This is a genomic window from Chromatiales bacterium (genome assembly GCA_014762505.1).
GTDB lineage: Bacteria > Pseudomonadota > Gammaproteobacteria > SpSt-1174 > SpSt-1174 > SpSt-1174.
The window spans coordinates 71,502-94,077 of record JABURS010000028.1 but is presented as its reverse complement, the minus strand read 5'-3'; the positions used below and the strand labels follow the sequence as shown (position 1 = coordinate 94,077).

Annotated in this window: 21 protein-coding genes and 1 tRNA gene; 1 reads left to right on the top strand and 21 read right to left on the bottom strand. The window is 65.1% G+C overall.

The window, feature by feature from the left end; genetic code table 11:
- Positions 1-7: 7 nt before the first annotated feature.
- The 15 genes from nuoH to rlmE form a co-directional block, all read right to left on the bottom strand.
- The gene (nuoH, locus tag HUJ28_03185; GenBank protein ID MBD3618452.1) at positions 8-1,063 is read right to left on the bottom strand and encodes an NADH-quinone oxidoreductase subunit NuoH; all 1,056 of its coding nucleotides are present in this window, start codon (positions 1,061-1,063) and stop codon (positions 8-10) included.
- Between the two features lie 9 nt (positions 1,064-1,072).
- Positions 1,073-3,442 carry an NADH-quinone oxidoreductase subunit G gene (locus tag HUJ28_03180; protein MBD3618451.1) on the bottom strand — a complete coding sequence of 790 codons (2,370 nt, stop codon included), beginning with the start codon at positions 3,440-3,442 and terminating at the stop codon, positions 1,073-1,075.
- A gap of 65 nt (positions 3,443-3,507) precedes the next feature.
- Complete coding sequence (gene nuoF / locus HUJ28_03175; GenBank protein ID MBD3618450.1) at positions 3,508-4,785, bottom strand: NADH-quinone oxidoreductase subunit NuoF; 1,278 nt, start codon at positions 4,783-4,785, stop codon at positions 3,508-3,510.
- 5 nt (positions 4,786-4,790) lie between these two features.
- Entirely contained in the window at positions 4,791-5,291 is a 501-nt protein-coding gene (locus HUJ28_03170; GenBank protein MBD3618449.1) for an NAD(P)H-dependent oxidoreductase subunit E, read from the bottom strand.
- Positions 5,291-6,544, bottom strand: a complete 1,254-nt coding sequence (locus HUJ28_03165; protein ID MBD3618448.1) for an NADH-quinone oxidoreductase subunit D — start codon at positions 6,542-6,544, stop codon at positions 5,291-5,293. Before HUJ28_03165 ends, HUJ28_03170 begins: the two co-directional genes overlap by 1 nt.
- Positions 6,544-7,263, bottom strand: coding sequence for an NADH-quinone oxidoreductase subunit C (locus tag HUJ28_03160; protein MBD3618447.1), 720 nt, complete (start codon positions 7,261-7,263; stop codon positions 6,544-6,546). Before HUJ28_03160 ends, HUJ28_03165 begins: the two co-directional genes overlap by 1 nt.
- Positions 7,264-7,289: 26 nt before the next feature.
- Positions 7,290-7,766: an NADH-quinone oxidoreductase subunit B gene (locus HUJ28_03155; GenBank protein MBD3618446.1), complete on the bottom strand. Its 477-nt coding sequence runs from the start codon at positions 7,764-7,766 to the stop codon at positions 7,290-7,292.
- A complete protein-coding gene (locus tag HUJ28_03150) occupies positions 7,757-8,113 on the bottom strand; it encodes an NADH-quinone oxidoreductase subunit A (GenBank protein MBD3618445.1) in 357 nt (118 codons plus the stop codon). Before HUJ28_03150 ends, HUJ28_03155 begins: the two co-directional genes overlap by 10 nt.
- Before the next feature lie 209 nt (positions 8,114-8,322).
- A tRNA-Leu gene (locus HUJ28_03145) sits at positions 8,323-8,407 on the bottom strand.
- A 14-nt stretch (positions 8,408-8,421) separates the two neighbouring features.
- Positions 8,422-8,760 (bottom strand): preprotein translocase subunit SecG, encoded by a 339-nt coding sequence (gene secG, locus HUJ28_03140; GenBank protein ID MBD3618444.1) that lies wholly within the window; start codon positions 8,758-8,760, stop codon positions 8,422-8,424.
- Positions 8,761-8,763: 3 nt separating this feature from the next.
- Positions 8,764-9,525 carry a triose-phosphate isomerase gene (locus HUJ28_03135; GenBank protein ID MBD3618443.1) on the bottom strand — a complete coding sequence of 254 codons (762 nt, stop codon included), beginning with the start codon at positions 9,523-9,525 and terminating at the stop codon, positions 8,764-8,766.
- Positions 9,526-9,628: 103 nt separating this feature from the next.
- Complete coding sequence (gene glmM, locus HUJ28_03130) at positions 9,629-10,972, bottom strand: phosphoglucosamine mutase (protein ID MBD3618442.1); 1,344 nt, start codon at positions 10,970-10,972, stop codon at positions 9,629-9,631.
- 6 nt (positions 10,973-10,978) lie between these two features.
- Positions 10,979-11,758: a dihydropteroate synthase gene (gene folP, locus HUJ28_03125; GenBank protein MBD3618441.1), complete on the bottom strand. Its 780-nt coding sequence runs from the start codon at positions 11,756-11,758 to the stop codon at positions 10,979-10,981.
- Positions 11,759-11,898: 140 nt separating this feature from the next.
- Positions 11,899-13,818 carry an ATP-dependent zinc metalloprotease FtsH gene (ftsH, locus tag HUJ28_03120; GenBank protein MBD3618440.1) on the bottom strand — a complete coding sequence of 640 codons (1,920 nt, stop codon included), beginning with the start codon at positions 13,816-13,818 and terminating at the stop codon, positions 11,899-11,901.
- 41 nt (positions 13,819-13,859) lie between these two features.
- A complete protein-coding gene (rlmE, locus tag HUJ28_03115; protein MBD3618439.1) occupies positions 13,860-14,483 on the bottom strand; it encodes a 23S rRNA (uridine(2552)-2'-O)-methyltransferase RlmE in 624 nt (207 codons plus the stop codon).
- A gap of 77 nt (positions 14,484-14,560) precedes the next feature.
- Between rlmE and yhbY the strand changes: the two genes are divergently transcribed.
- The gene (gene yhbY, locus HUJ28_03110; GenBank protein ID MBD3618438.1) at positions 14,561-14,860 is read left to right on the top strand and encodes a ribosome assembly RNA-binding protein YhbY; all 300 of its coding nucleotides are present in this window, start codon (positions 14,561-14,563) and stop codon (positions 14,858-14,860) included.
- Positions 14,861-14,879: 19 nt separating this feature from the next.
- On the opposite strand, the gene greA is transcribed toward yhbY, so the two are convergent.
- The 6 genes from greA to dnaJ all read right to left on the bottom strand — a co-directional run bounded on the left by greA (position 14,880) and on the right by dnaJ (position 22,491).
- On the bottom strand, positions 14,880-15,356 hold the full coding sequence (gene greA, locus HUJ28_03105) for a transcription elongation factor GreA (GenBank protein ID MBD3618437.1): 477 nt from the start codon (positions 15,354-15,356) through the stop codon (positions 14,880-14,882).
- Positions 15,353-18,580, bottom strand: a complete 3,228-nt coding sequence (gene carB, locus HUJ28_03100) for a carbamoyl-phosphate synthase large subunit (GenBank protein ID MBD3618436.1) — start codon at positions 18,578-18,580, stop codon at positions 15,353-15,355. Before carB ends, greA begins: the two co-directional genes overlap by 4 nt.
- Before the next feature lie 46 nt (positions 18,581-18,626).
- A complete protein-coding gene (gene carA / locus HUJ28_03095; protein ID MBD3618435.1) occupies positions 18,627-19,781 on the bottom strand; it encodes a glutamine-hydrolyzing carbamoyl-phosphate synthase small subunit in 1,155 nt (384 codons plus the stop codon).
- 144 nt (positions 19,782-19,925) lie between these two features.
- Complete coding sequence (gene dapB / locus HUJ28_03090; GenBank protein ID MBD3618434.1) at positions 19,926-20,726, bottom strand: 4-hydroxy-tetrahydrodipicolinate reductase; 801 nt, start codon at positions 20,724-20,726, stop codon at positions 19,926-19,928.
- Between the two features lie 48 nt (positions 20,727-20,774).
- Complete coding sequence (locus HUJ28_03085; GenBank protein MBD3618433.1) at positions 20,775-21,284, bottom strand: DsrE family protein; 510 nt, start codon at positions 21,282-21,284, stop codon at positions 20,775-20,777.
- Between the two features lie 67 nt (positions 21,285-21,351).
- Complete coding sequence (gene dnaJ / locus HUJ28_03080) at positions 21,352-22,491, bottom strand: molecular chaperone DnaJ (GenBank protein MBD3618432.1); 1,140 nt, start codon at positions 22,489-22,491, stop codon at positions 21,352-21,354.
- Positions 22,492-22,576 lie beyond the last annotated feature (85 nt).

Genomic DNA, 22,576 nt, shown 5'->3' with positions numbered 1-22,576 from the left:
CAACTCCTTACGCCAGCCACGGTTCCCAGCCCAACGCGATCGCCAGCATCTCGCCGAACAGCCAGACGATGGTGACCGGGATCAGCACCTTCCAGCCCAGGCGCATGATCTGGTCATAGCGATAACGCGGGAACGTGGCACGGAACCACAGGAAGCAGAACAGGAAGAAAGCGGTCTTGAGGATGAACCAGTGGATGCCATCCCCGAGCAGCCAGCCGATATAGGCGACCTCGCCCCAGGCCGGGGTGAACGGCGACAGCCAGCCACCCATGAACAGGATCGCGGTCAGCGCCGAGATCAGGATCATGTTCGCGTATTCGCCCAGGAAGAACAGGGCGAAGGCCATGCCGGAATATTCGACGTGGAAACCGGCCACGATCTCGGACTCGCCCTCGGCCACGTCGAAGGGTGCGCGGTTGGTCTCGGCCACACCTGAGATGAAGTAGACCAGGAACAGGCCGATCAGGGGCCACAGGAACCAGCCCGAGGTCCAGCTGCCCTGCTGTGCATCGACGATGTCGCCCAGGTTGAGGCTGCCCGAGGCCATCAGCACGCCCACCAGGGCGAAGCCCATGGCGATCTCGTAGGCGACGATCTGTGCGGCGGAGCGCAGCGCCCCCAGCAACGCGTACTTCGAGTTGGAGGCCCAGCCGGCAATGATGACGCCGTACACGCCCACCGAGGTCAGCGCCAGGATGTACAGCAGGCCGGCGTTGATATCGGCCAGCACCATGCCGTCATCGAAGGGGATCACGGCCCAGGCCGCCAGCGCCGGTGCCAGGGTCAGGATCGGCGCAATGAAGAACAGGTAACGGTTGGCATTGGTCGGGACGATGATCTCCTTGACCAGCAGCTTGAGCGCATCGGCGATGGGCTGCAGCCAGCCACGCGGACCGACGCGGTTGGGCCCGATGCGCACCTGCATGAAGCCGATGATCTTGCGCTCGGCAAAGGTCAGGTAGGCCACGGCGATCAGGATCGGGACCAGGATCATGGTGATCTTGGTCATGATCTGCATCCACACCGGCAGGCCATTCCACATTTCGAGAGCGGTCTCAATCATCACTCAGTCTCACAGCTTTTCGATTTCGACCGCGCCGAAGGCGTCAGCCAGTTCGATCGTCTCCGCCACACCGGCCGGCACCCAGACGCAACCCGCGGGGATGCCGTCGTCGATGACGAGATCCAGTGCCGCGCTGGCATCGCCCTGACGCACACGCACGCGCTCGGCGTCGAGCAGGCCGTGCTCGCGGGCCTCCGCGCCGTTCAGGCGCGCCGCCCGATCCTGCCCGTCGGCCGTCGCCTGCAGCGAGGCGGCACGACGCACCAGGCCGTCCACGGCGTAGATGGGCACAGCGCCGATACGCTGCAGGCCGCTCACGGCAACCGGCGTCTTCACCGGCGTGTCCAGGGCCAGCCTGTTGTCGAACTCGACACCGGCAAAGGCGGCCTTGAGCTCTTCGCGGGCCTCCTCGGCGGCCATGTAGTCGAAGCCGTTCACGCCGGACAGATTGGCCAGCACGCGCAGCACCTTCCAGCCGGGACGCGCCTCGCCCGGCGGGTTGGTCACGCCGTTGAAGCTCTGCCAGCGGCCCTCGGCATTGACGAAGGTACCGGCGGTCTCGGCAAAGGTGGCGATGGGCAGCAGCACGTCGGCGTACTGTTTCATGCGCTCGGTGACGAAAGGCGTCAGCCCCACGACAAAACCGGCGGCCTGCATCGCGGCCATGGCCATGGCCGGATTGGCACAATCCAGCTCCGGCTCCACGCCCAGGAGGACATAGGCCTTGCGCGGCTGTGCCAGCATGGCCCGTGCATCCAGCCCCGGCTGTTCCAGGGCGGCACCTGCCACACCACGATGTGGCAGGGCGCCGGCCAGCCAGCCGCCGGCGGCATTGGCGGCATCGGGCAGGAAGCCCAGGGTGAGACCGGTATGTTCGGCGATCACGGCGGCCAGGGCACGCAGTGCGGCAGCGGCCGGATGCTGCAGGGCGATCGTGCCGAGCAGCACCACGCCCTTCTCCGCGTCCTTCAGGCGCCCGGCGATGGCCTTCTCGGCAGCACCCGCACTGCCCTTGCCGACAAGATCGGCGACCGCGGCCGGGGCCGTCGCACCGGCCGCCTCGAGCACCGCACGGGCGATGCCGGCCAGCCGGTCGACCATGGCGGAGGGGCTGTCGATGCACTGCTCCGCCATGCGGAAGTTGAATCCGAAATCGCGCGGATTCACCGCCATCACGGCCGCACCGTTCATCGCGGCCTTGCGCAGACGGTGGCCGGCAATGGGCTGATCCTTGCGGATGTTGGAGCCCACGAGCAGCGCGGCGTCGAGGTGGTCGAGGTCCTCCAGCGCCATCCCCAGCCACGGGAACAGCGGTGCCGCCGCCTGGTCGCTGAAGTCGATCTGACGCAGGCGATGATCGATATTCGCCACGCCCAGGCCGCGCAGCCATTTCTGGGCGAGATACAGTTCCTCGAGGGTGGCATTGGGCGAAAGCAGTGCACCGATGTCCTCAGACTCAATGTCCTTCAGCCCCTTGACCACCGCCTCGAGCGCGACCTCCCAGTCGACCTCCTGCCACTTGCCGCCCTGCTTCAGCATCGGTCGCTGCAGGCGCTCGCCCGAGTTGATGCCCTCATAGCTGAAGCGGTCCCGGTCGGAGATCCAGCACTCGTTGATGGCCTCGTTGTCGCGCGGTACCGCGCGCACCACCTTGCCCTGGAAGGTATGCAGGTAGAGGTTGGAGCCGATGGCATCGTGCGGCGCGACGCTGGCGTGCTGCAGCAGTTCCCAGGCGCGGGCGCGATAGCGCGAGGGCTTGGCGGTGAGCGCACCCACCGGGCACAGGTCGATGACGTTGCCCGACAGCTCGGAGCTCACGCTCTTCTCGACGTAGGTGCCGATCTCCATGTGCTCGCCGCGACCGGTGGCACCCAGCTCACGCAGGCCGGCGATCTCCTCACCGAAACGCACACAGCGGGTGCAATGGATGCAACGGGTCATGTCGGTGGCGATCAGCGGACCGATGTTCTTGTCCTTCACCACGCGCTTTTGTTCTGTATAACGCGAGACATCCTCGCCGTAACCCATGGCGATGTCCTGCAGCTCGCACTCGCCGCCCTGGTCGCAGATCGGGCAGTCCAGCGGCTGGTTGATCAGCAGGAATTCCATGGTGCCCTGCTGCGCACTGATCGCGCGCGGCGACTGGGTATAGACCTTCATCCCCTCCGCCACCGGCGTGGCGCAGGCGGGCATGGGCTTGGGCGCCCGCTCCACCTCGACCAGACACATGCGGCAGTTGGCCGCGACGGACAGCTTCTTGTGGTAGCAGAAGCGCGGGATCTGGATTCCGTTGGCGTCCGCCACATCAATCAGCATGACGCCCGGCTTCGCCTTGAGCGGAATGCCGTTGATCTCGATATTGACCTGATCTTCGCTCATCTTGATCTGCACTCGATCCGCGTTATCTCGTTTTGCCGGCCGCGGCCGACTCGTGTCGTACGACCTCAGGCAGCAACCAGGCTGCGACCGTGCTCGATGTAGTACTCGAATTCGTGACGGTAGTGCTTCACGAAACTGCGCACCGGCATGGCGGCCGCATCGCCCAGGGCACAGATGGTGTGCCCCTCGATCTTGCTCGCCACGTCATCCAGCTTTTCGAGGTCTTCCGGACGCCCCTTGCCCTCGACGATGCGGGTGAGCATCCGGTACAGCCAGCCCGTGCCCTCGCGGCAGGGCGTGCACTGCCCGCAGGACTCCGAGAAATAGAAGCGCGAGATGCGCTGCAGGACCTTGACCATGTCGGTGGTCTCGTCCATCACCATCACCGCGCCGGAACCCAGCATGGAGCCGGCCTTCATGATGGAGTCGTAATCCATGTTGGTCTCGAGCATCACGTCGCCCGGCACCACCGGCACGGAGGAACCGCCCGGGATCACGGCCTTGAGCTTGCGCCCGCCGCGCACGCCGCCCGCCATCTCCAGCAGCTCGCGGAACGGGATGCCCAGCGGCACCTCGAAGTTGCCCGGGCGTTCCAGGTGGCCGGACATGGAGAACAGCTTCTCGCCACCCGAACCTTCCACGCCCATGGCCGCGAACCACTCGCCGCCGTTGCGGATGATGGCCGGGATGGAGGCCAGCGACTCGGTATTGTTGATGGTGGTCGGGCGACCGTAGAGGCCGAAGTTGGCCGGGAACGGCGGCTTGAAGCGCGGCTGACCCTTCTTGCCTTCCAGCGACTCCAGCAGCGCGGTCTCCTCGCCACAGATGTAGGCGCCGGCGCCCAGCGAACCGTAGAGATCGAAATCGACGCCCGAGCCCAGGATGTTCTTGCCCAGCAGACCGGCCTCGTAGGCCTCCTTCAGCGCCTGTTCGAAGCGGATGAAGGGCTCGTCCATGAACTCGCCGCGCATGTAGTTGTAACCGACGGTCGCACCGATCGCGTAACCGGCGATGGCCATGCCTTCGACCAGCGCATGCGGGTTGAAACGCAGGATGTCGCGGTCCTTGCAGGTACCCGGCTCGGATTCGTCCGAGTTGCAGACGATGTACTTCTGGCCGGGTGCGTTGCGCGGCATGAAGCTCCACTTGAGCCCCGTCGGGAAGCCTGCGCCACCACGGCCGCGCAGGTTGGATTTCTTCACCTCTTCGATGACGTCCTCCTGGGACACCTTCTCGTTGAGGATCTTCTTCCAGGCCTGGTAGCCGCCAACCTTGAGATAGTTCTCCAGGCTGTAGGGCTCGCTCTCGAACTGCAACGTGGTGAAGCAGACTTGGTTGACCATGTCGCTTACTCCAGGTTATCCAGAATCTCGTCCACCTTTTCCGGCGTGAGATTCTCGTAGTACACGTGGTCCACCTGCATCATCGGTGCACCGCAGCAGGCCGCCAGGCATTCCTCTTCCTTCTTCAGGTAGAACTTGCCGTCTGGCGTGGACTCACCGGTCTTGATGCCGAGCTTGCTCTCGATGTGTTCGACGATCTTGTCCGAACCGCAGAGCATGCAGGAAACATTGGTGCACACGGAAATATTGTGACGACCGACCGGCTTGAGCTCGTACATGGAGTAGAAGCTGCCGACTTCGTAGACGGCGATCTCCGGCATGCCGATGTAGTCGGCCACGGCATCCATCTTCTCGGTCTTGAGGTAGCCGTCGGTGTGCATCAGCTCACGCAGCGCCGCGAGCACGGCGGACTGGCGCTGGTCTTCGGGATACTTGGCGAGCCAGTGATCGATCTCCTGCTTCTCGTGATCGCTCAACAGGTCACTCTTGCGCTTCAGTTCGGACATTAGCGGTCAATCTCCCCGAACACGATGTCTTGGGTACCGATGATGGCGACGACGTCGGCCAGCATGTGGCCACGCGCCATTTCATCCAGCGCCGACAGGTGGGCAAAGCCGGGCGCGCGCACCTTCAGTCGATACGGTTTATTGGCGCCGTCGGAGACGATGTAGCAGCCGAACTCGCCCTTGGGATGCTCGACCGCGGCGTAGGCCTCGCCTGCCGGCAGACAGTAGCCCTCGGTGAAGAGCTTGAAGTGGTGGATCAGCGACTCCATGTCCGCCTTCATTTCCTCACGCGGCGGCGGCGTGAACTTGTGATCCTCGTGGATCACCGGCCCCGGATTCTTGCGCAGCCAGTCGATACACTGCTTGATGATACGGTTGGACTGGCGGAACTCCTCGATGCGGACCAGATAGCGGTCGTAGCAGTCGCCGTTCAGACCCACCGGGATATCGAAGTCGAGCTGGTCGTACACCTCGTAGGGCTGCTTCTTGCGCAGGTCCCACTCCACGCCCGAGCCACGCAGCATCGGTCCGGTGAGCCCCATCTGCAGGGCACGCTCGGGGCTGACCACGCCGATGCCGACGGTACGCTGCTTCCAGATGCGGTTGTCGGTGAGCAGTGTTTCGTACTCGTCGACATACTTCGGGAAGCGCTCCGTGAAGTCTTCCAGGAAGTCGAGCAGCGAACCCTCGCGGGCCTCGTTCAGCTTCTTCACTTCCTTTTCCGAGTGCCAGCGGGAGGCCTCGTACTTCGGCATGCTGCCCGGCAGGTCGCGGTAGACGCCACCCGGGCGGTAATAGGTCGCGTGCAGACGCGCGCCCGAGACCGCCTCATAGCAGTCCATCAGGTCCTCGCGCTCGCGGAAGGCGTAGAGGAACACCGTCATCGCGCCGATATCCAGCGCATGCGCACCCAGCCACAGCAGGTGGTTGAGAATGCGGGTGATCTCGTCGAACATCACGCGGATGTACTGGGCCCGCAGCGGTACCTCGATATCCAGCAGCTTCTCGATGGCCAGCACGTAACCGTGCTCGTTGCTCATCATGGATACGTAATCGAGACGGTCCATGTAGCCGATGGACTGGTTGAACGGCTTGCTCTCGGCCAGTTTCTCGGTGCCGCGGTGCAGCAGGCCGATATGCGGATCGGCGCGCTGCACGACCTCGCCATCCATCTCCAGCACCAGGCGCAGTACGCCGTGTGCGGACGGGTGCTGCGGACCGAAGTTCAGCGTGTAGTTGCGAATCTCAGGCATCAGTCTTTGCCCTCCTCGACCACCGGCTCGATATAGCGGTGATCGTGACGAATCACTTTCGGCACCAGCACGCGCGGCTCGATGCTCACGGGCTGGTAGATGACACGCGCCTGCTCGGGGTCGTAGCGCATCTCGACGTGGCCGATCAGGGGGAAGTCCTTGCGGAACGGATGACCGACGAAACCATAGTCCGTGAGGATGCGGCGCAGATCCGGATGACCATTGAACATGATGCCGAACAGGTCGAAGGCCTCGCGCTCGAACCAGTTGGCCGAACTCCAGATGCCGCAGACAGAATCGACCACCGGGAACTCGTCGTCGTCGCAGAACACCTTCACTCGCAGGCGATGATTCAGGCTGACGGACTGGAGATGGATGACAACGGCGAAACGCGGTCCATCGTGGCGACCGACCTGCGGGGCATCATCGAAGGTGAAGCGTCCGCTGGTGGCCTTCTCCACGCCACGGCTGAAGCCGGTGGCGCTGGCCTCATCGGTACCCCATTCGCTGACGCCGTAGTGCAGGTAATCCACACCACACAGATCGATGAGCTGTTCGAAGGCGAAGGCCGGTTCGTCGCGCAGGGCCTGGCATACCTCGATCAGCCGGGACGGCGCCACCTCCACGGTGACTTCGCCGTGGGCGACGCGGCAGTCCTTGAGATCGGCCTTGAAGTGCTGCTGCAGGCGATCAGCGAGTGTCTTTGCGTACTCGGTCATGGAATCTTAACCAGGACGTGTTGGAATTAGCGGGCGATGGTATTGGTACGGCGGATCTTGTTCTGCAGCTGCAGAATGCCGTACAGCAACGCCTCGGCGGTGGGCGGACAGCCCGGAACATAGACATCCACGGGTACGATGCGATCGCATCCACGCACCACGGCATAGGAGTAGTGATAGTAGCCGCCGCCGTTGGCGCAGGAACCCATGGAGATCACCCAGCGGGGCTCGGCCATCTGGTCATAGACCTTGCGCAGGGCCGGGGCCATCTTGTTGACCAGTGTGCCGGCGACGATCATCACGTCGGACTGGCGCGGACTCGGGCGGAAGATGACCCCGAAACGGTCGAGGTCGTAACGCGAGGCACCAGCCTGCATCATTTCCACCGCACAGCAGGCCAGACCAAAGGTCATGGGCCAGAGGGAGCCGGTACGCGCCCAGTTGATGAGCTTGTCGGCGCTGGTGGTAACGAAGCCCTTCTCAAGAACGCCTTCTATTCCCATTCCAGGGCCCCCTTCTTCCACTCGTAGATGAAACCGATGATCAGAATACCCAGGAACAGGGACATGGCCAGGATGCCGAACAGTCCGATGGTGTCGAGCACCACCGCCCAGGGAAAGAGGAACGCGATTTCGAGATCGAAGATGATGAAGAGAATCGCGACGAGATAGTAGCGGACATCGAATTTCATTCGAGAATCCTCGAATGCCTCGAAGCCACACTCGTATGGCGAGTCTTTCGCCGAATCGGGACGTCGCGGACCGGCCAGTGCGCCGAGAGTCAGCGAGACGACACCCATGACCAGACCTACGCCGATAAAGATGAGAATCGGCAGGTAACCTTCCAGCATGTTCTACACTCCCCCCAATCCCTGATCGCTCAGGAACCAGGATTGTGCGCTTGCGCTGCTGCGAAGCGTCATTATCGTTTTTGCGTCACTGCGGAAAAAGCCCGCGCAGTCTATGACGCCCCTGAAAAAGGTGTCAAGAAAACTCGAACTATTCCTTTTTTTACAGGCAGTTGCGCATCAAAACACCTGACCCGCAACCACCTGGAAGATGGTGCCGAAGGCCGGACTCGAACCGGCACGGGTTTCCCCACTACCCCCTCAAGATAGCGTGTCTACCAATTCCACCACTTCGGCGTAGCTGACCAGCCTTACTCCGGGATGTCGGAAGGCCGCGAAGGTGCCGCGGGGACATCCGAAGGCTGCTCGACCGCCTGCTGGGCCTCGTACTGATCGACGATACTGTCGGAGACCGTTTGCTGATGACTGACCAGATAGGCCAGCAGCAGGCAGTTGATAAAAAACAGGGTTGCCAGGATGCCGGTGGCACGCGTGAAGAAATTGGACGATCCGCGCGAACCGAACACCGTGGACGAGGCACCGCTGCCGAACGCCGCACCGGCGTCCGCGCCCTTGCCGTGCTGCAGCAGCACGAGCACGATCAGCGCGATCGACAACACTACCTGAACAATGATCAACAAACCATACATGACTTATGCGTCCCCGCCGGCAGCCTTGCAAATGGCGAGGAAATCCTCGGCCTTGAGTGACGCGCCGCCGATCAGGCCGCCGTCGATGTCCGCCTGGGAGAAGAGCTCCGCGGCGTTATCCGGCTTGACGCTGCCACCGTAAAGAATCTGCACCTTGTCCGCCACGCCGGCATCGCTTTCGGCGATGCGCGCACGGATGAAGGCATGCACTTCCTGCGCCTGCTCCGGGCTCGCGGTCATGCCGGTGCCAATGGCCCAGACCGGCTCGTAGGCGATCACGGCATCGGCCAGCGCCTGCACGCCCTCGAGGTCGATCACCGCGTCGAGCTGACGGGCCACGACCTGTTCAGTCACGCCCTGCTCGCGCTCCTCGAGCAGCTCACCGACGCAGAGGATCGGGGTGAGCCCGTGCTTGCGTGCGGCGGCGAACTTGCGCGCCGTGAACTCGTCGCTCTCGCCATAGATGCTGCGGCGCTCGGAGTGACCGACGATGGCATAGCCACAGCCGACCTCCTTGAGCATGGGGGCCGACACCTCACCGGTGAAGGCGCCCTCGTCCACGTCGGCGACGTCCTGCGCCCCGAGCGCGACGGCAGAGCCTTCCAGCAACCCGCGCACATGCGGCAGGTACACGTAGGGGGGACACACAGCGACGTCGACATTACCCGCGTCAGCCAGACCGGCCTTGATGCCTTCGACGAGCGAGGTGCTGCTCGCGAGAGAACCATTCAGTTTCCAGTTGCCGGCTACCAGCGGTCGACGCATGCCGTCCTCCAAACTCGATTCAGAAAGCCGGCAAGGTTACCGGCAGCCGCCCAATAAATCAATTTTTTCATGGGGCCTGCCGGGCGGTCTCGAGGGGCCGAAATCAGCCCGCGGCGGCGGCCTCGCGCACGGCGGCGGCGATGCTTTCGGCCAGCCGCGACACCTGTCGCTCGCTTTCGCCCTCGACCATCACCCGCACCAGCGGCTCAGTGCCCGAGGGACGCAGCAGCACGCGCCCCGCATTCCCCAGCTCGGCCTCCACCGCGGCCACCGCCGCCTGCACGCCCGCCGCCTCCTCCAGCGCGATACGCCGCTCGATGGGCACGTTGACCAGGGATTGCGGAAACTTGCGCATCACCGCCTTCAGTTCATGCAGCGGCTTGCCCGTCTCGGTCATGATGGCCAGGACCTGCAGGGCGGAGACGATGCCGTCGCCGGTGGTGGTCTTGTCCAGGCAGATGAGATGCCCGGAGGACTCGCCACCGAGCCGCCAGCCCTGCTGCTGCAGGAGCTCCATGACATGTCGGTCCCCCACCTTCGCCCGGGCGAATGGAATCCCCATGCCGGCCAGGGCCTTTTCCAGGCCCAGGTTGCTCATCTGGGTACCCACCACCCCACCCGTGAAGCCGCCCTGGGCCTGCCGGGCCGAGGCCATGATGGCCAGCAATTCATCGCCATCCACCACCTCGCCACGTGCATCCACCATGATGAGGCGGTCGCCGTCGCCGTCCAGCGCAATACCGACATCGGCCTGGTGCTTGAGCACGGCCGCACAGAGCTGCTGGGGCGCGGTCGCACCGCAGTCGGCGTTGATATTGGTACCGTTGGGCTCCACGCCGATGGCGATCACCTCGGCACCGAGTTCCTCCAGCACGTCGGGCGCAATGTGGTAGGTGGCGCCATGGGCACAGTCCACCACCACGCGCAGCTCATGCAGCCGCGTCCCCCAGGGCACCGTGGCCTTGCAGAACTCGATGTAGCGGCCGGCCGCATCCACCACTCGCTCGGCCTTGCCGAGGGCCGAGGAATCGACGGTCCGCAGCGGCTGTTCGAGCTCGGCCTCGATACGCCGCTCCACCTCGTCCGCCAGCTTGCTGCCATCGCCGGCGAAGAATTTCACGCCGTTGTCGTAGTAGGGATTGTGGGAGGCCGAGAGCACGATGCCCGCCGAGGCGCGCAGGGTGCGGGTGAGATAGGCCACGGCCGGCGTGGGCATGGGGCCGAGCAGGCGGATGTCCACGCCGGCGGCCGAGAGGCCCGCCTCCAGGGCGGATTCCAGCATGTAACCGGAGATGCGCGTGTCCTTGCCGATCAGCACCAGGGGGTGACCGTTGTCGACCAACACGCGGCCGGCCGCCCAGCCGAGCTTGAGCACGAAATCCGGGGTCATCGGCTCGCTGCCGACCCGCCCGCGGATGCCATCGGTACCGAAATACTGTCTCGTCATCTGTTCCTATGCCTGTTCCATTGCCGCCACCAGGCGCAGGGCCTCGGCAGTGGGTCGTACATCGTGCACGCGCAGGATGCGCGCCCCCTTGAGGGCCGCGATCACCGCCCCGCTCACGCTGCCGTAGAGCCGCCGGTCCACTGGCGCGTCGCATAACACCTTGCCGATCATGGACTTGCGCGACAGACCGGCCAGCAACGGATAGCCGGTGGCCGCCAGGGCATCGAGCCCGCGCAGCAGGTGCAGGTTATGCGCCAGGGTCTTGCCGAAGCCGAAGCCCGGGTCGAGCAGGAGGCGTTCGTGCAGGATGCCCGCCGCCCCGGCCGCCTGCGCCCGGGCCAGCAGCCAGTCCCGCACCTCGGTGACCACGTCATCGTACTGCGGGTCGTCCTGCATGCTGCGCGGCTGTCCCTGCATGTGCATGAGGCAGACCGGCACGCCCAGGGCGGCGGCGGCCTCCAGGGCCCCGGGGAGGGTGAGCGCGCGCACGTCGTTGATAAGGCCGGCACCGGCCGCCACCGCGGCACGCATCACCGCGGGGCGGGAGGTATCCACCGAAATCGCGACGTCGAGTTCGCCGGCAATGGCCTCGACCACGGGCAGCACCCGATCGAGCTCCTCGGCCTCCGTGACCTCGGCCGCCCCGGGCCGGGTGGACTCGCCGCCCACGTCGATGAAGTCCGCACCCTCGGCCACCATCTCCCGGGCACGCGACAGGGCGGCCGACGGTGCATTGAAGCGGCCACCGTCGGAAAAGGAGTCGGGGGTCACGTTGAGGATGCCCATCACCCGGGGGATGGCCAGGTCCAGGGCGTGTCTACCGAATTGCATCACCGGCATGGAAGAAGGCATGGTTCCGGAAAAAGAAAAGGGATGCGCGGATTCTACTCACGCGCATCCCTGGTTGTCAGCCGCCGCCGGCCGGATCAGTGCAGGCTGGCGGGGCCGCCGATCTCGCCACCCTTGCCCTGCTCCGGCGCCTCCTCGCTGGTGACGCCCGTGCCCGAGGTGGGGGCATTGTCGTCCCAGCCGGCCGGCGGGCGCGGTTCGCGCCCCTGCATGATGTCCTTGATCTGCTCCTGATCGATGGTCTCGTACTTGATCAGGGCCTGGGCCATCGTGTGCAGCTTGTCCATGTTGTCCTCGAGGATCTTCTTCGCCCGGTTGAAGTTCCGGTCGATGAAGGAGCGGATCTCCTCGTCGATGGCATGCGCCGTCTCGTCGGACATGTGCTTGTGCTGCGTCACCGAACGGCCGAGGAAGACCTCACCCTCGTCCTCGCTGTAGGCCAGCGGGCCCAGCTTGTCGGACAGCCCCCAGCGGGTGACCATGTTGCGGGCGATGTCGGTGGCCCGCTCGATGTCATTGGAGGCACCGGTGGTGACGCGCTCCGGACCGAAGATCAGCTCCTCGGCGATACGTCCGCCGAACAGGCTGGAGATCTGGCTCTCCAGGCGCTGCTTGGAGTGGCTGTAGCGGTCCTCTTCCGGCAGGAACATGGTCACCCCCAGGGCGCGACCGCGCGGGATGATGGTGACCTTGTACACCGGGTCGTGCTCCGGCACGTTCAGGCCGACGATGGCATGCCCCGCCTCGTGATAGGCGGTGAGCTTCTTCTCGTCCTCGCTCATCACCATGGACTTGCGCTCGGCGCCCATCATGATCTTGTCCTTGGCCCGCTCGAAGTCGTCCATGTCCACCGTGCGCTTGTTGGCGCGGGCGGCGAACAGGGCGGCCTCGTTGACCAGGTTGGCGAGATCGGCGCCGGAGAAACCCGGCGTACCGCGCGCGATGATGTCGGGACGCACGTCGTCGCCCAGCGGCACCTTGCGCATGTGCACCTTGAGGATCTGCTCGCGGCCACGCACGTCCGGCAGCGGTACCACCACTTGGCGGTCGAAACGGCCGGGGCGCAGCAGCGCCGGGTCGAGCACGTCCGGCCGGTTGGTCGCGGCGATGACGATGATGCCCTCGCTGCCCTCGAAGCCGTCCATCTCCACCAGCAGCTGGTTCAGGGTCTGCTCGCGCTCGTCGTGGCCACCGCCCAGACCGGCCCCGCGCTGGCGACCGACGGCATCGATCTCGTCGATGAAGATGATGCAGGGGGCATTCTTCTTGGCCTGCTCGAACATGTCGCGCACGCGCGAGGCGCCCACGCCGACGAACATCTCGACGAAGTCGGAACCGGAGATGCTGAAGAACGGCACCTTGGCCTCGCCTGCAATGGCCTTGGCCAGCAGGGTCTTGCCGGTACCGGGGGAGCCGACCATGAGGATCCCGCGCGGGATCTTGCCGCCGAGCTTCTGGAACTTGCCGGGATCGCGCAGGAATTCCACCAGCTCGCTCACGTCCTCCTTGGCCTCGTCGCAACCGGCGACGTCGGCGAAGGTGACCTTGATCTGGTCCTCGCCCATCAGGCGGGCGCGGCTCTTGCCGAAGGACATGGCCCCGCGGCCCGCGCCGCCACCCTGCATCTGGCGCATGATGTAGATCCACAGCGCGATGATGAGGATGAAGGGCGCCCAGCTGATGAGGATGTCCACCAGCAGCGAGCGCTGCTTGGGCTGCACCGCGTTGATCTCGACGTTATGCGCCAGCAGGTCGCCGATCATGCCCGGGTCGTCCGGGGCGATGGTGGCGAACTTCTGCCCTGAGGTCGTGACCCCCTCGATGCGGTTCTGCTGGATCGTGACCTGGCGGATCTGGCCCGACTTCACGTCCGAGATGAACTGCGAATAGGTATAGGCCTTGGGCGGGGTGCCGGGCTGGTTGAAGCTGCTGAAGACGGACATCAGCACCAGCGCGATGACCGCCCACAGGATGAGATTCTTGACGAGATCGTTCAAGGGGATACCTCAATGAGAACGCGTTCTATTCAAAAATGACCTTACACCACATTCAGGCCCCTGGCCAGAATATAGACCTCGCGCGAACGGGGTCTGGAGGCCCTGGGCTTGCGGACGATGACCTTGTCGAAATCCTGACGAAGTGTGCGGAGATATTCCTCGGAACCCTCGCCCTGAAATACCTTGACCAGAAAATCGCCGCCGGGTTTCAGTATCTTGCGCGCCAGATCCAGGGCGAGCTCCGCCAGATACATGGCGCGCGGCTGATCCACGGCATCCACCCCACTCATGTTGGGGGCCATATCCGACAATACAAGGTCCGCCCGGTCCTCGCCGATGAGCGCCAGCAGGCGGTCGAGCACCTCGTCCTCGCGAAAATCGCCCTCCAGGAATTCCACGCCCTCGATGGGGTCCATGGGCAGGATGTCGGTGGCGATCACCCGGCCATTGCGCCCCACCAGCTGGCGCGCCGCCTCGCTCCAGCCTCCGGGGGCGGCCCCGAGGTCGACCACGACCATACCGGGCTTCAGGATGCGGTCCTTTTCCTGCACCTCGAGCAACTTGAACACGGCGCGGGAGCGATAGCCCTGCTCCTGCGCCCGGCGCACGTACTCGTCTTTGAAATGTTCCTTGAGCCAGCGTGAGCTGCTCTTGCTGCGGGCCATGGCGGTAAATGCTCTCAGCTAGATGACGGGTACATGATACACTGCGCCGTTTCCCTGTCCGGAACGGAATGCAGTCCATGCCCCTGAGTGACAAACAGCGCAAGTTCCTGCGTGCCCACGCGCACGCACTCAACCCCGTGGTGCGGGTGGCCTCGCAGGGCCTGAAACCGACCGTGCTCGAGGAGATCGAGCTCGCCCTGAACCATCACGAGCTCATCAAGGTGAAGGTCAGCGTGGGCGAGCGGGAGGCGCGCGACGCCCTGATTGCGGAGATCTGCGCGCACAGCGGCGCCGAACTGGTGCAGCGCATCGGTCACGTCGCAGTGCTGTATCGGAAAAACCCGGAAAAGACCGTGATCGAGCTGCCGCGGGGCTAGTCCCGCGGCAGCAGCCGGTTCAGACGTAGCGCACGGCCACGATCTCGAAACTCTTGCGCCCGCCGGGGGCATCCACCTCGGCGATATCCCCCTCCTCCTTGCCGATGAGCGCACGCGCGATCGGCGAACTCACGGAGATGAGACCGGCCTTGATGTCGGCCTCGTCGTCACCCACGATCTGGTAGGTGATCTCCTTGTCGGCATCCTCGTCGAAGAGGTCGACGGTGGCGCCGAAGATGACCTTGCCCCCGGCATTGATCTGGGTGACGTCGATGATCTGCGCATTGGAGAGCTTGGCCTCGATCTCCTTGATCCGCCCCTCGATGAAGCTCTGCTGCTCGCGCGCGGCGTGATACTCGGCGTTTTCCTTCAGGTCGCCGTGCTCGCGGGCATCGGCGATCGCCTCGATCACGCGCGGGCGATCCTCGGTCTTGAGTCTGTGCAGTTCGGTCTTGAGCTTTTCGGCGCCACGCACCGTCAACGGTACCTTGCTCATGCCTGGTTCTCCTCATGCAGCGTCTGCAGGCGGTACACGTTTTCCTCGCCCGAGGCGGCATCGGCCATGGCCTCGACCGTTGCGCGGGCGCCGGCCAGGGTGGTGGTGTAGGTCACCTTGTGCTGCAGCGCCTCGCGGCGGATGGTGAAGGAATCGGCCGTCGCCTGCTTGCCTTCAGTGGTGTTGATGATCAGCACGATCTCGTCGTTCTTGATCATGTCGACGATGTGCGGACGCCCCTCCAGCACCTTGTTGACCTGCTGGCAGGCGACACCCGCCGCCTCGAGCGCGGCGGCCGTGCCACGGGTGGCGACCACGTCGAAACCGAGCTCGGTGAGCTTGCGGGCCACGTCCACGATGCCGCCCTTGTCCACGTCGCGCACGCTGATGAAGGCGCGCCCCGGCGCAGGCAGCTTCACGCCGGCGCCCAGCTGCGACTTGCCGAAGGCCTCGGCGAAGCTGCGGCCCACGCCCATGACCTCGCCGGTGGACTTCATCTCCGGACCGAGGATGGGGTCCACGCCCTGGAACTTGATGAAGGGGAACACGGCCTCCTTCACGGCAAAGTAATTGGGGATGACCTCCTCGCCGGCATTCTGCTGCTTGAGGCTCTGCCCCACCATGCAGCGCGCGGCAATCTTGGCCAGCGGCTTGCCGATCACCTTGGAGACGAAGGGCACGGTGCGCGAGGCACGCGGGTTCACCTCGAGGATGTAGATCTCGTCACCCTGCACGGCGAACTGGGTGTTCATCAGGCCCACCACGCCGAGCTCCTTGGCCATGGCACGGACCTGCTCGCGCATGCGCTCCATGACCACCGGGTTGAGCGAATACGGCGGCAGCGAACAGGCCGAGTCGCCCGAGTGCACGCCGGCCTGCTCGATATGCTGCATGACGCCGCCGATCAACACGTCCTCGCCGTCGCAGATCGCGTCCACGTCCACCTCCTCGGCGGAGTCGAGGAAGTGGTCGAGCAGCACCGGCGAATCGTTGGAGACCTTCACCGCCTCGGTCATGTAGCGACGCAGGTCGGTTTCGTCGTAGACGATCTCCATGGCACGGCCGCCCAGCACGTAGGACGGGCGGACCACCACGGGGTAGCCGATCTCGGCAGCCAGGCGCACGGCGTCTTCCGGGTTGCGCGCGGTGCGGTTCGGCGGCTGTCTCAGGCCCAGCTTCTCGATCATCTGCTGGAAGCGCTCGCGGTCCTCGGCCAGGTCGATGGAATCCGGCGTGGTGCCGACGATGGGCACGCCCGCCTTCTCCAGGTCGCGCGCAAGCTTGAGCGGGGTCTGCCCGCCATACTGCACGATCACGCCCTTCGGCTTCTCTACGTGCACGATCTCCAGCACGTCCTCCAGCGTGAGCGGCTCGAAGTACAGGCGATCGGAGGTGTCGTAGTCGGTGGAGACGGTCTCCGGGTTGCAGTTGACCATGATGGTCTCGTAGCCGTCCTCGCGCATGGCGAGCGCGGCATGCACGCAACAGTAGTCGAACTCGATACCCTGGCCGATGCGGTTGGGCCCGCCGCCCAGCACCATGATCTTCTCGCGCCCGGTGGGCTCGGCCTCGCATTCCTCCTCGTAGGTGGAATACATGTAGGCGGTGCGGGTGGCGAACTCGGCGGCGCAGGTATCCACACGCTTGTACACAGGACGCACACCCAGCTCCTGGCGGCGCGCACGCACGGCATATTCGGTCTCGCCCAGCAGCTTGCCCAGACGTCGGTCGGAGAAGCCGCGGCGCTTGAGGTCGAAGAACTCGTCGCGCTCGATCGTGGCCAGCTTCTTGCCCCGCAGGCCCTGCTCGATCTCCACCAGTTCATGGATCTGGTCCAGGAACCAGTAATCGATGGCGGTGGCCTCGTGCGCCTCTTCCACGCTCATGCCCATGCGGAAGGCGTCCGCCACGTAGTAGATGCGGTCCGGGCCGACCTCGGCCAGCTCGTGGCGCAGGATCGCCTGGGCGTTTTCGTCGGCAGGGTCCAGCACCTCGTCCAGCCCGTCGGCGCCAGTCTCCAGGCCGCGCAACGCCTTCTGGAAGGATTCCTGGAAGGTGCGGCCGATGGCCATCACCTCGCCCACGGACTTCATCTGCGTGGTGAGCCGCGCCTTGGCCTGGGGGAATTTCTCGAAGGTGAAGCGCGGGATCTTGGTGACGACGTAGTCGATGCTCGGCTCGAACGAGGCCGGGGTCGCGCCGCCGGTGATCTCGTTCTGCAGCTCGTCCAGGGTAAAGCCCACGGCAAGCTTGGCCGCGACCTTGGCAATGGGGAAGCCGGTGGCCTTGGAGGCCAGCGCCGAGGAGCGCGAGACGCGCGGGTTCATCTCGATGATGACCAGGCGACCGTCCTGCGGATTGACGGCAAACTGCACGTTGGAGCCGCCGGTCTCCACGCCGATCTTGCGCAGCACCGCCAGCGAGGCGTCGCGCATGATCTGGTATTCCTTGTCGGTCAGCGTCTGCGCGGGGGCAACGGTGATGGAGTCGCCGGTGTGCACGCCCATCGGATCGAGGTTCTCGATGGAGCAGATGATGATGGCGTTGTCGGCCTTGTCGCGCACCACCTCCATCTCGTACTCCTTCCAGCCGAGCAGCGACTCCTCGAGCAGCACCTCGTTGGTCGGCGAGAGGTCGAGGCCGTGCTTGACGATCTCCTCGAATTCCTCGCGATTGTAGGCGATGCCGCCGCCGCTGCCGCCAAGGGTGAAGGAGGGGCGGATGATCACGGGGAAGCCGATCTCCGCCTGGATGGCCTGCGCCTCTTCCCAGGTGTTGGCGACGGACGACTTCGCCGATCCCAGCCCGATCTCGCTCATGGCATCACGGAAGCGCTCGCGGTCCTCGGCCATGTCGATGGCGTCCGGCGAGGCGCCGATCATCTCCACGCCGTATTTCTCCAGCACGCCGTGCCGGTCCAGGTCCAGCGCGCAGTTGAGTGCCGTCTGCCCGCCCATGGTCGGCAGTACGGCATCCGGGCGTTCCTTCTCGATGATGCGCTCCACCGTCTTCCAGTCGACGGGCTCGATGTACACCGCGTCGGCCATCTCCGGGTCGGTCATGATGGTGGCCGGGTTGGAGTTCACCAGGATGACGCGGTAGCCCTCCTCGCGCAGGGCCTTGCAGGCCTGGGCGCCGGAGTAGTCGAATTCGCAGGCCTGGCCGATGATGATCGGGCCGGCGCCGATGATGAGGATGCTTTCGATGTCGGTTCTTTTCGGCATGATAGTGTCGCGAGACTCGTCCCGTTGCTTGCCTGGAAAATGTGGGTTACGCGCCGGCCCTGTGCGCCTGCATCAGTTCGATGAAGTGATCGAACAGCGGTGCCACGTCGTGCGGGCCGGGGCTCGCCTCCGGATGCCCCTGGAAACTGAAGGCCGGCTTGTCGGTGCGATGCACGCCCTGCAGCGACCCGTCGAACAGCGACTTGTGGGTGGCGCGCAGGCAGTCCGGCAGGGTCTTCTCGTCCACCGCGAAACCGTGGTTCTGGCTGGAGATCATCACATGGCCGGTATCCAGATCCTGCACGGGATGGTTGGCGCCGTGGTGGCCGAACTTCATCTTCACCGTCTTCGCGCCGCTGGCCAGGCCGAGCAGCTGGTGACCCAGGCAGATACCGAAGGTCGGCAGTCCGGCGTCCAGCACCTCGCGGATGCCCTGGATGGCATAGTCGCAGGGCTCGGGGTCGCCCGGCCCGTTGGACAGGAACACGCCGTCCGGCTTCAGCTTGAAGACCTCCGAGGCCGGGGTCTGGGCCGGCACCACCGTCAGGCGGCAGCCGCGGTCCACCAGCATGCGCAGGATGTTGCGTTTCACGCCGTAGTCCCAAGCCACCACGTGATAGGGCAGCTTCTCCTCGATGGGATGCGGGGCGGCCGGCATGCCGCCCTCCAGCGTCCAGCTGCCCTGGGCCCATTCGTAGGGCTCGTGGGTGGTGACCTCCTTGGCCAAGTCCATGCCCTTGAGGCCCGGAAAGCCTTTCGCCAGGGCCAGGGCCGCCTGCTCGTCCGCGGCGGCCTGGCCGGTCACGATCGCGCCGGCCAGCGCGCCCTTCTCGCGCAGGATGCGCGTGAGACGGCGGGTATCGATGTCGGCGATGGCCACCACCTTGTGGCGCCTGAGGTAGTCCGGCAGCGACTCCTGCGAACGCCAGTTGGACAGGCGGCGCGGCAGGTCGCGAATCACGAGACCGGCCGCATGCACGTGCGAGGATTCCTCGTCGTCCGGGTTGGTGCCGACGTTGCCGATGTGCGGATAGGTCAGGGTGACGATCTGTCTGGAATAGGAAGGATCGGTGAGGATTTCCTGGTACCCGGTCAGGGCCGTGTTAAAGACGACTTCGCCGACGGTCTCGCCCTCGAAACCGATCGACTCTCCCCGGAAGAGGCTGCCATCCTCAAGCACTAGCAGGGCAGGTGTTTTCAAACTGGCCTCCGGCTGCAGATATGCAAACGGGATGGATTCGATCCATCCCGTTTGCGGTAAATGTGTGACCAAGGAAAAGCTTGCTTAGTTGGTTGATTATTATACTGATTATGGCATCCCCTGTCCACGCGGTTCGGCGCGCGATCAGCGCAGCCCGAGGACGTCCTGCATGTCGTAGAGCCCCGTCCCGCGCCCCATCACCCACTGGGCGGCACGCACCGCGCCCTTGGCGAAGGTCATACGACTGGAGGCCTTGTGGGTGATCTCCACGCGCTCGCCGAGCCCGGCGAACATCACCGTGTGCTCACCGACGATGTCACCGGCGCGGATGGTCTCGAAGCCGATGGTCTGGCGGTCGCGCTCGCCGGTCTGGCCCTCGCGGCCATAGACGGCGCAGGCCTTGAGGTCGCGCCCCAGGGCCTCGGCCACCACCTCGCCCATGCGCAGGGCCGTGCCGGAGGGGGCGTCCACCTTGTGCCGGTGGTGGGCCTCGACGATCTCGATATCCACCTCGTCGCCCAGCACGCGCGCGGCGAGATCCAGCAGCTTGAGGCAGAGGTTGACACCGACGCTCATGTTGGGCGCGAAGACCACGCCGATGCGCTCGCCGGCCTGCCGGATGCGCTCGCGCTCGGCCTCGCCGAGCCCGGTGGTGCCGATGACGATGCGCTTGCCGTTTTCCAGGCAGTAGTCGAGATGGGCCATGGTCGCGGCCGGCGCGGTGAAGTCGATGAGCACGTCGAAGTCGCCGGCGGCAGCCAGCGTATCGGCGATGGTCACGCCCAGGCGGCCCACGCCGGCGAGCTCACCGGCATCGGCCCCCAGCAATGAACTGCCGGCGCGCTCGGTGGCGGCCGAGAGCTCCGCTCCGTCGGCGTTGTGTACGGCCTCGATGAGTGTGCGGCCCATGCGCCCGCCGGCGCCCACGATCGCGATTCTGGTCATGCATCCCCCAAACAAGTCATGTCATGCGGGCAGGCCCGCGCCGCGAGTCTACCAGCTGATGTAGGAAAAGCCCTTTTCCTGGTATTCCATCAGCGCCGCCGCACCCACCTCCTCGATCTCGGCAAAGGGCAGGATGTCCTCGGCATCCCAGCCCAGCGATTTCATGGTGTTGCCACAGGCCACGAACTTCACCCCGTACTGGGACAGGCTCGCGACACGCTGACGCAGCAGCTCGGGCACGGGGCGCTCGGGCCGCTTGCCGAGAATATGGATGCCGGGACCAAAGGCGACGACGACGATCTCCACATTGGTGTCGTACTTGCGCAGCATTGCACCGACCGAAAAGAGCACGTGCTCCATGTAATCGATGTCGGCGTGATTGAACTGGTAGACGACCCGGTGCTCGGCGGGGTCGCCGGGAAAACGCAGATCATCCGCTGAATCGGCCGCCGAATCGGCCGCACGGGCCGCGGCAGACCCCAGCAGACCGGCCGGCGCCAGGGCCAGCAGGCCACGCAGGAAGCGGCGACGCAGCGGATTTTTCACGGGCTTGCTCATGTCTGGGCCTCTTGGGTTGGTCGATTATGCCGGTTTGACGGGAAAGACACGGGAAGATTCCGACGATCTAGAACTTGAGGCCGTCGAAGAAGCGCTTGACGCCATCCAGCCAGCCCGAGGCGCGCGGGCTGTGCTTCTCCCCGCCTGCCTTCAGCGTGGACTCGAACTCCTCCAGCAGCTCCTTCTGCCGCCGCGTGAGGTTCACCGGGGTCTCGACCGTGGTGCGACAGATCAGGTCGCCGGTCATGCCGCCACGCACCGACGTCACGCCCTTGCCCCGCAGGCGGAACAGCTTGCCCGACTGGGTCTCGGCCGGGATCTTGAGTTTGACGCGACCATCCAGCGTGGGCACCTCGAGCTCGCCACCCAGTGCGGCAACGCCGATGGAGATCGGTACCTCGCAGTGCAGGTCGACACCCTCGCGGGTGAAGATGTCGTGCGGCTTGACGCGGATCTGCACATAGAGATCGCCCGCCGGACCGCCGTTGATCCCGGCCTCGCCCTCCCCGCCGAGACGGATGCGGTCGCCGGTGTCGACCCCGGCCGGCACCTTCACCGACAGGGTCTTCTCCTCTTCCACACGCCCCTCGCCGTGACAGGCCACGCAGGGGTTGGTGATGATCTTGCCGGCGCCGCGACAGCGCGGGCAGGTCTGCTGCACGGAGAAGAAGCCCTGTTGCATGCGCACCTGACCGACGCCGCCGCAGGTGTTACAGGTGACCGGCTCGGAGCCCGGAGCGGTGCCGCTGCCATCGCAATGCGAGCAGGTGACCAGCACCGGCACACGGATGCGGGCCTCGGTGCCGAACACCGCCTCCTCCAGGGTGAGTTCCAGGTTGTACTGCAGGTCGGCCCCGCGGTAGACGCGCTCGCCGCCGCGCCGAGCCCCGCCACCACCGAAGATGTCGCCGAAGATGTCGTCGAAGATGTCGCCGAAACCGGCGCCGCCACCACCGTGGAAACCGCCGCCCCCCATCGAGGGATCGACGCCGGCATGCCCGAACTGGTCATAGGCCGAGCGCTTCTGCGGATCGGACAGCACCTCATAGGCCTCCTTGGCCTCCTTGAAGCGCTCCTCCGCCTCGGCATCGTCCGGATTGCGGTCCGGGTGGTATTTCATCGCCAGCCGGCGGTAGGCCTTCTTCAGTTCCGCCTCGCTGACATTCTTCTCGACCCCGAGGACTTCGTAGTAATCGCGTTTGGACATGTCGGTTCTATGGTTGTCTTGCTCCGGCGCTACCGGCACCGGACTCATGACGTCAGGCCGGGCGCCCGCGAGGGACGCCCGGCCA

Bases quoted from the DNA above. Each gene is read 5' to 3' on its own strand.
- secG (MBD3618444.1), bottom strand. From the start codon at position 8,760: ATGTATGGTTTGTTGATCATTGTTCAGGTAGTGTTGTCGATCGCGCTG.
- greA (MBD3618437.1), bottom strand. From the start codon at position 15,356: ATGAGCAAGGTACCGTTGACGGTGCGTGGCGCCGAAAAGCTCAAGACC.
- dapB (MBD3618434.1), bottom strand. From the start codon at position 20,726: ATGACCAGAATCGCGATCGTGGGCGCCGGCGGGCGCATGGGCCGCACA.
- rlmE (MBD3618439.1), bottom strand. From the start codon at position 14,483: ATGGCCCGCAGCAAGAGCAGCTCACGCTGGCTCAAGGAACATTTCAAA.
- HUJ28_03150 (MBD3618445.1), bottom strand. From the start codon at position 8,113: ATGCTGGAAGGTTACCTGCCGATTCTCATCTTTATCGGCGTAGGTCTG.
- nuoH (MBD3618452.1), bottom strand. From the start codon at position 1,063: ATGATTGAGACCGCTCTCGAAATGTGGAATGGCCTGCCGGTGTGGATG.
- HUJ28_03180 (MBD3618451.1), bottom strand. From the start codon at position 3,442: ATGAGCGAAGATCAGGTCAATATCGAGATCAACGGCATTCCGCTCAAG.
- HUJ28_03155 (MBD3618446.1), bottom strand. From the start codon at position 7,766: ATGGGAATAGAAGGCGTTCTTGAGAAGGGCTTCGTTACCACCAGCGCC.
- HUJ28_03135 (MBD3618443.1), bottom strand. From the start codon at position 9,525: ATGCGTCGACCGCTGGTAGCCGGCAACTGGAAACTGAATGGTTCTCTC.
- HUJ28_03170 (MBD3618449.1), bottom strand. From the start codon at position 5,291: ATGTCCGAACTGAAGCGCAAGAGTGACCTGTTGAGCGATCACGAGAAG.
- yhbY (MBD3618438.1), top strand. From the start codon at position 14,561: ATGCCCCTGAGTGACAAACAGCGCAAGTTCCTGCGTGCCCACGCGCAC.
- carB (MBD3618436.1), bottom strand. From the start codon at position 18,580: ATGCCGAAAAGAACCGACATCGAAAGCATCCTCATCATCGGCGCCGGC.
- folP (MBD3618441.1), bottom strand. From the start codon at position 11,758: ATGGGCATCCTCAACGTGACCCCCGACTCCTTTTCCGACGGTGGCCGC.
- HUJ28_03165 (MBD3618448.1), bottom strand. From the start codon at position 6,544: ATGCCTGAGATTCGCAACTACACGCTGAACTTCGGTCCGCAGCACCCG.
- dnaJ (MBD3618432.1), bottom strand. From the start codon at position 22,491: ATGTCCAAACGCGATTACTACGAAGTCCTCGGGGTCGAGAAGAATGTC.
- HUJ28_03160 (MBD3618447.1), bottom strand. From the start codon at position 7,263: ATGACCGAGTACGCAAAGACACTCGCTGATCGCCTGCAGCAGCACTTC.
- glmM (MBD3618442.1), bottom strand. From the start codon at position 10,972: ATGACGAGACAGTATTTCGGTACCGATGGCATCCGCGGGCGGGTCGGC.
- HUJ28_03085 (MBD3618433.1), bottom strand. From the start codon at position 21,284: ATGAGCAAGCCCGTGAAAAATCCGCTGCGTCGCCGCTTCCTGCGTGGC.
- nuoF (MBD3618450.1), bottom strand. From the start codon at position 4,785: ATGGTCAACCAAGTCTGCTTCACCACGTTGCAGTTCGAGAGCGAGCCC.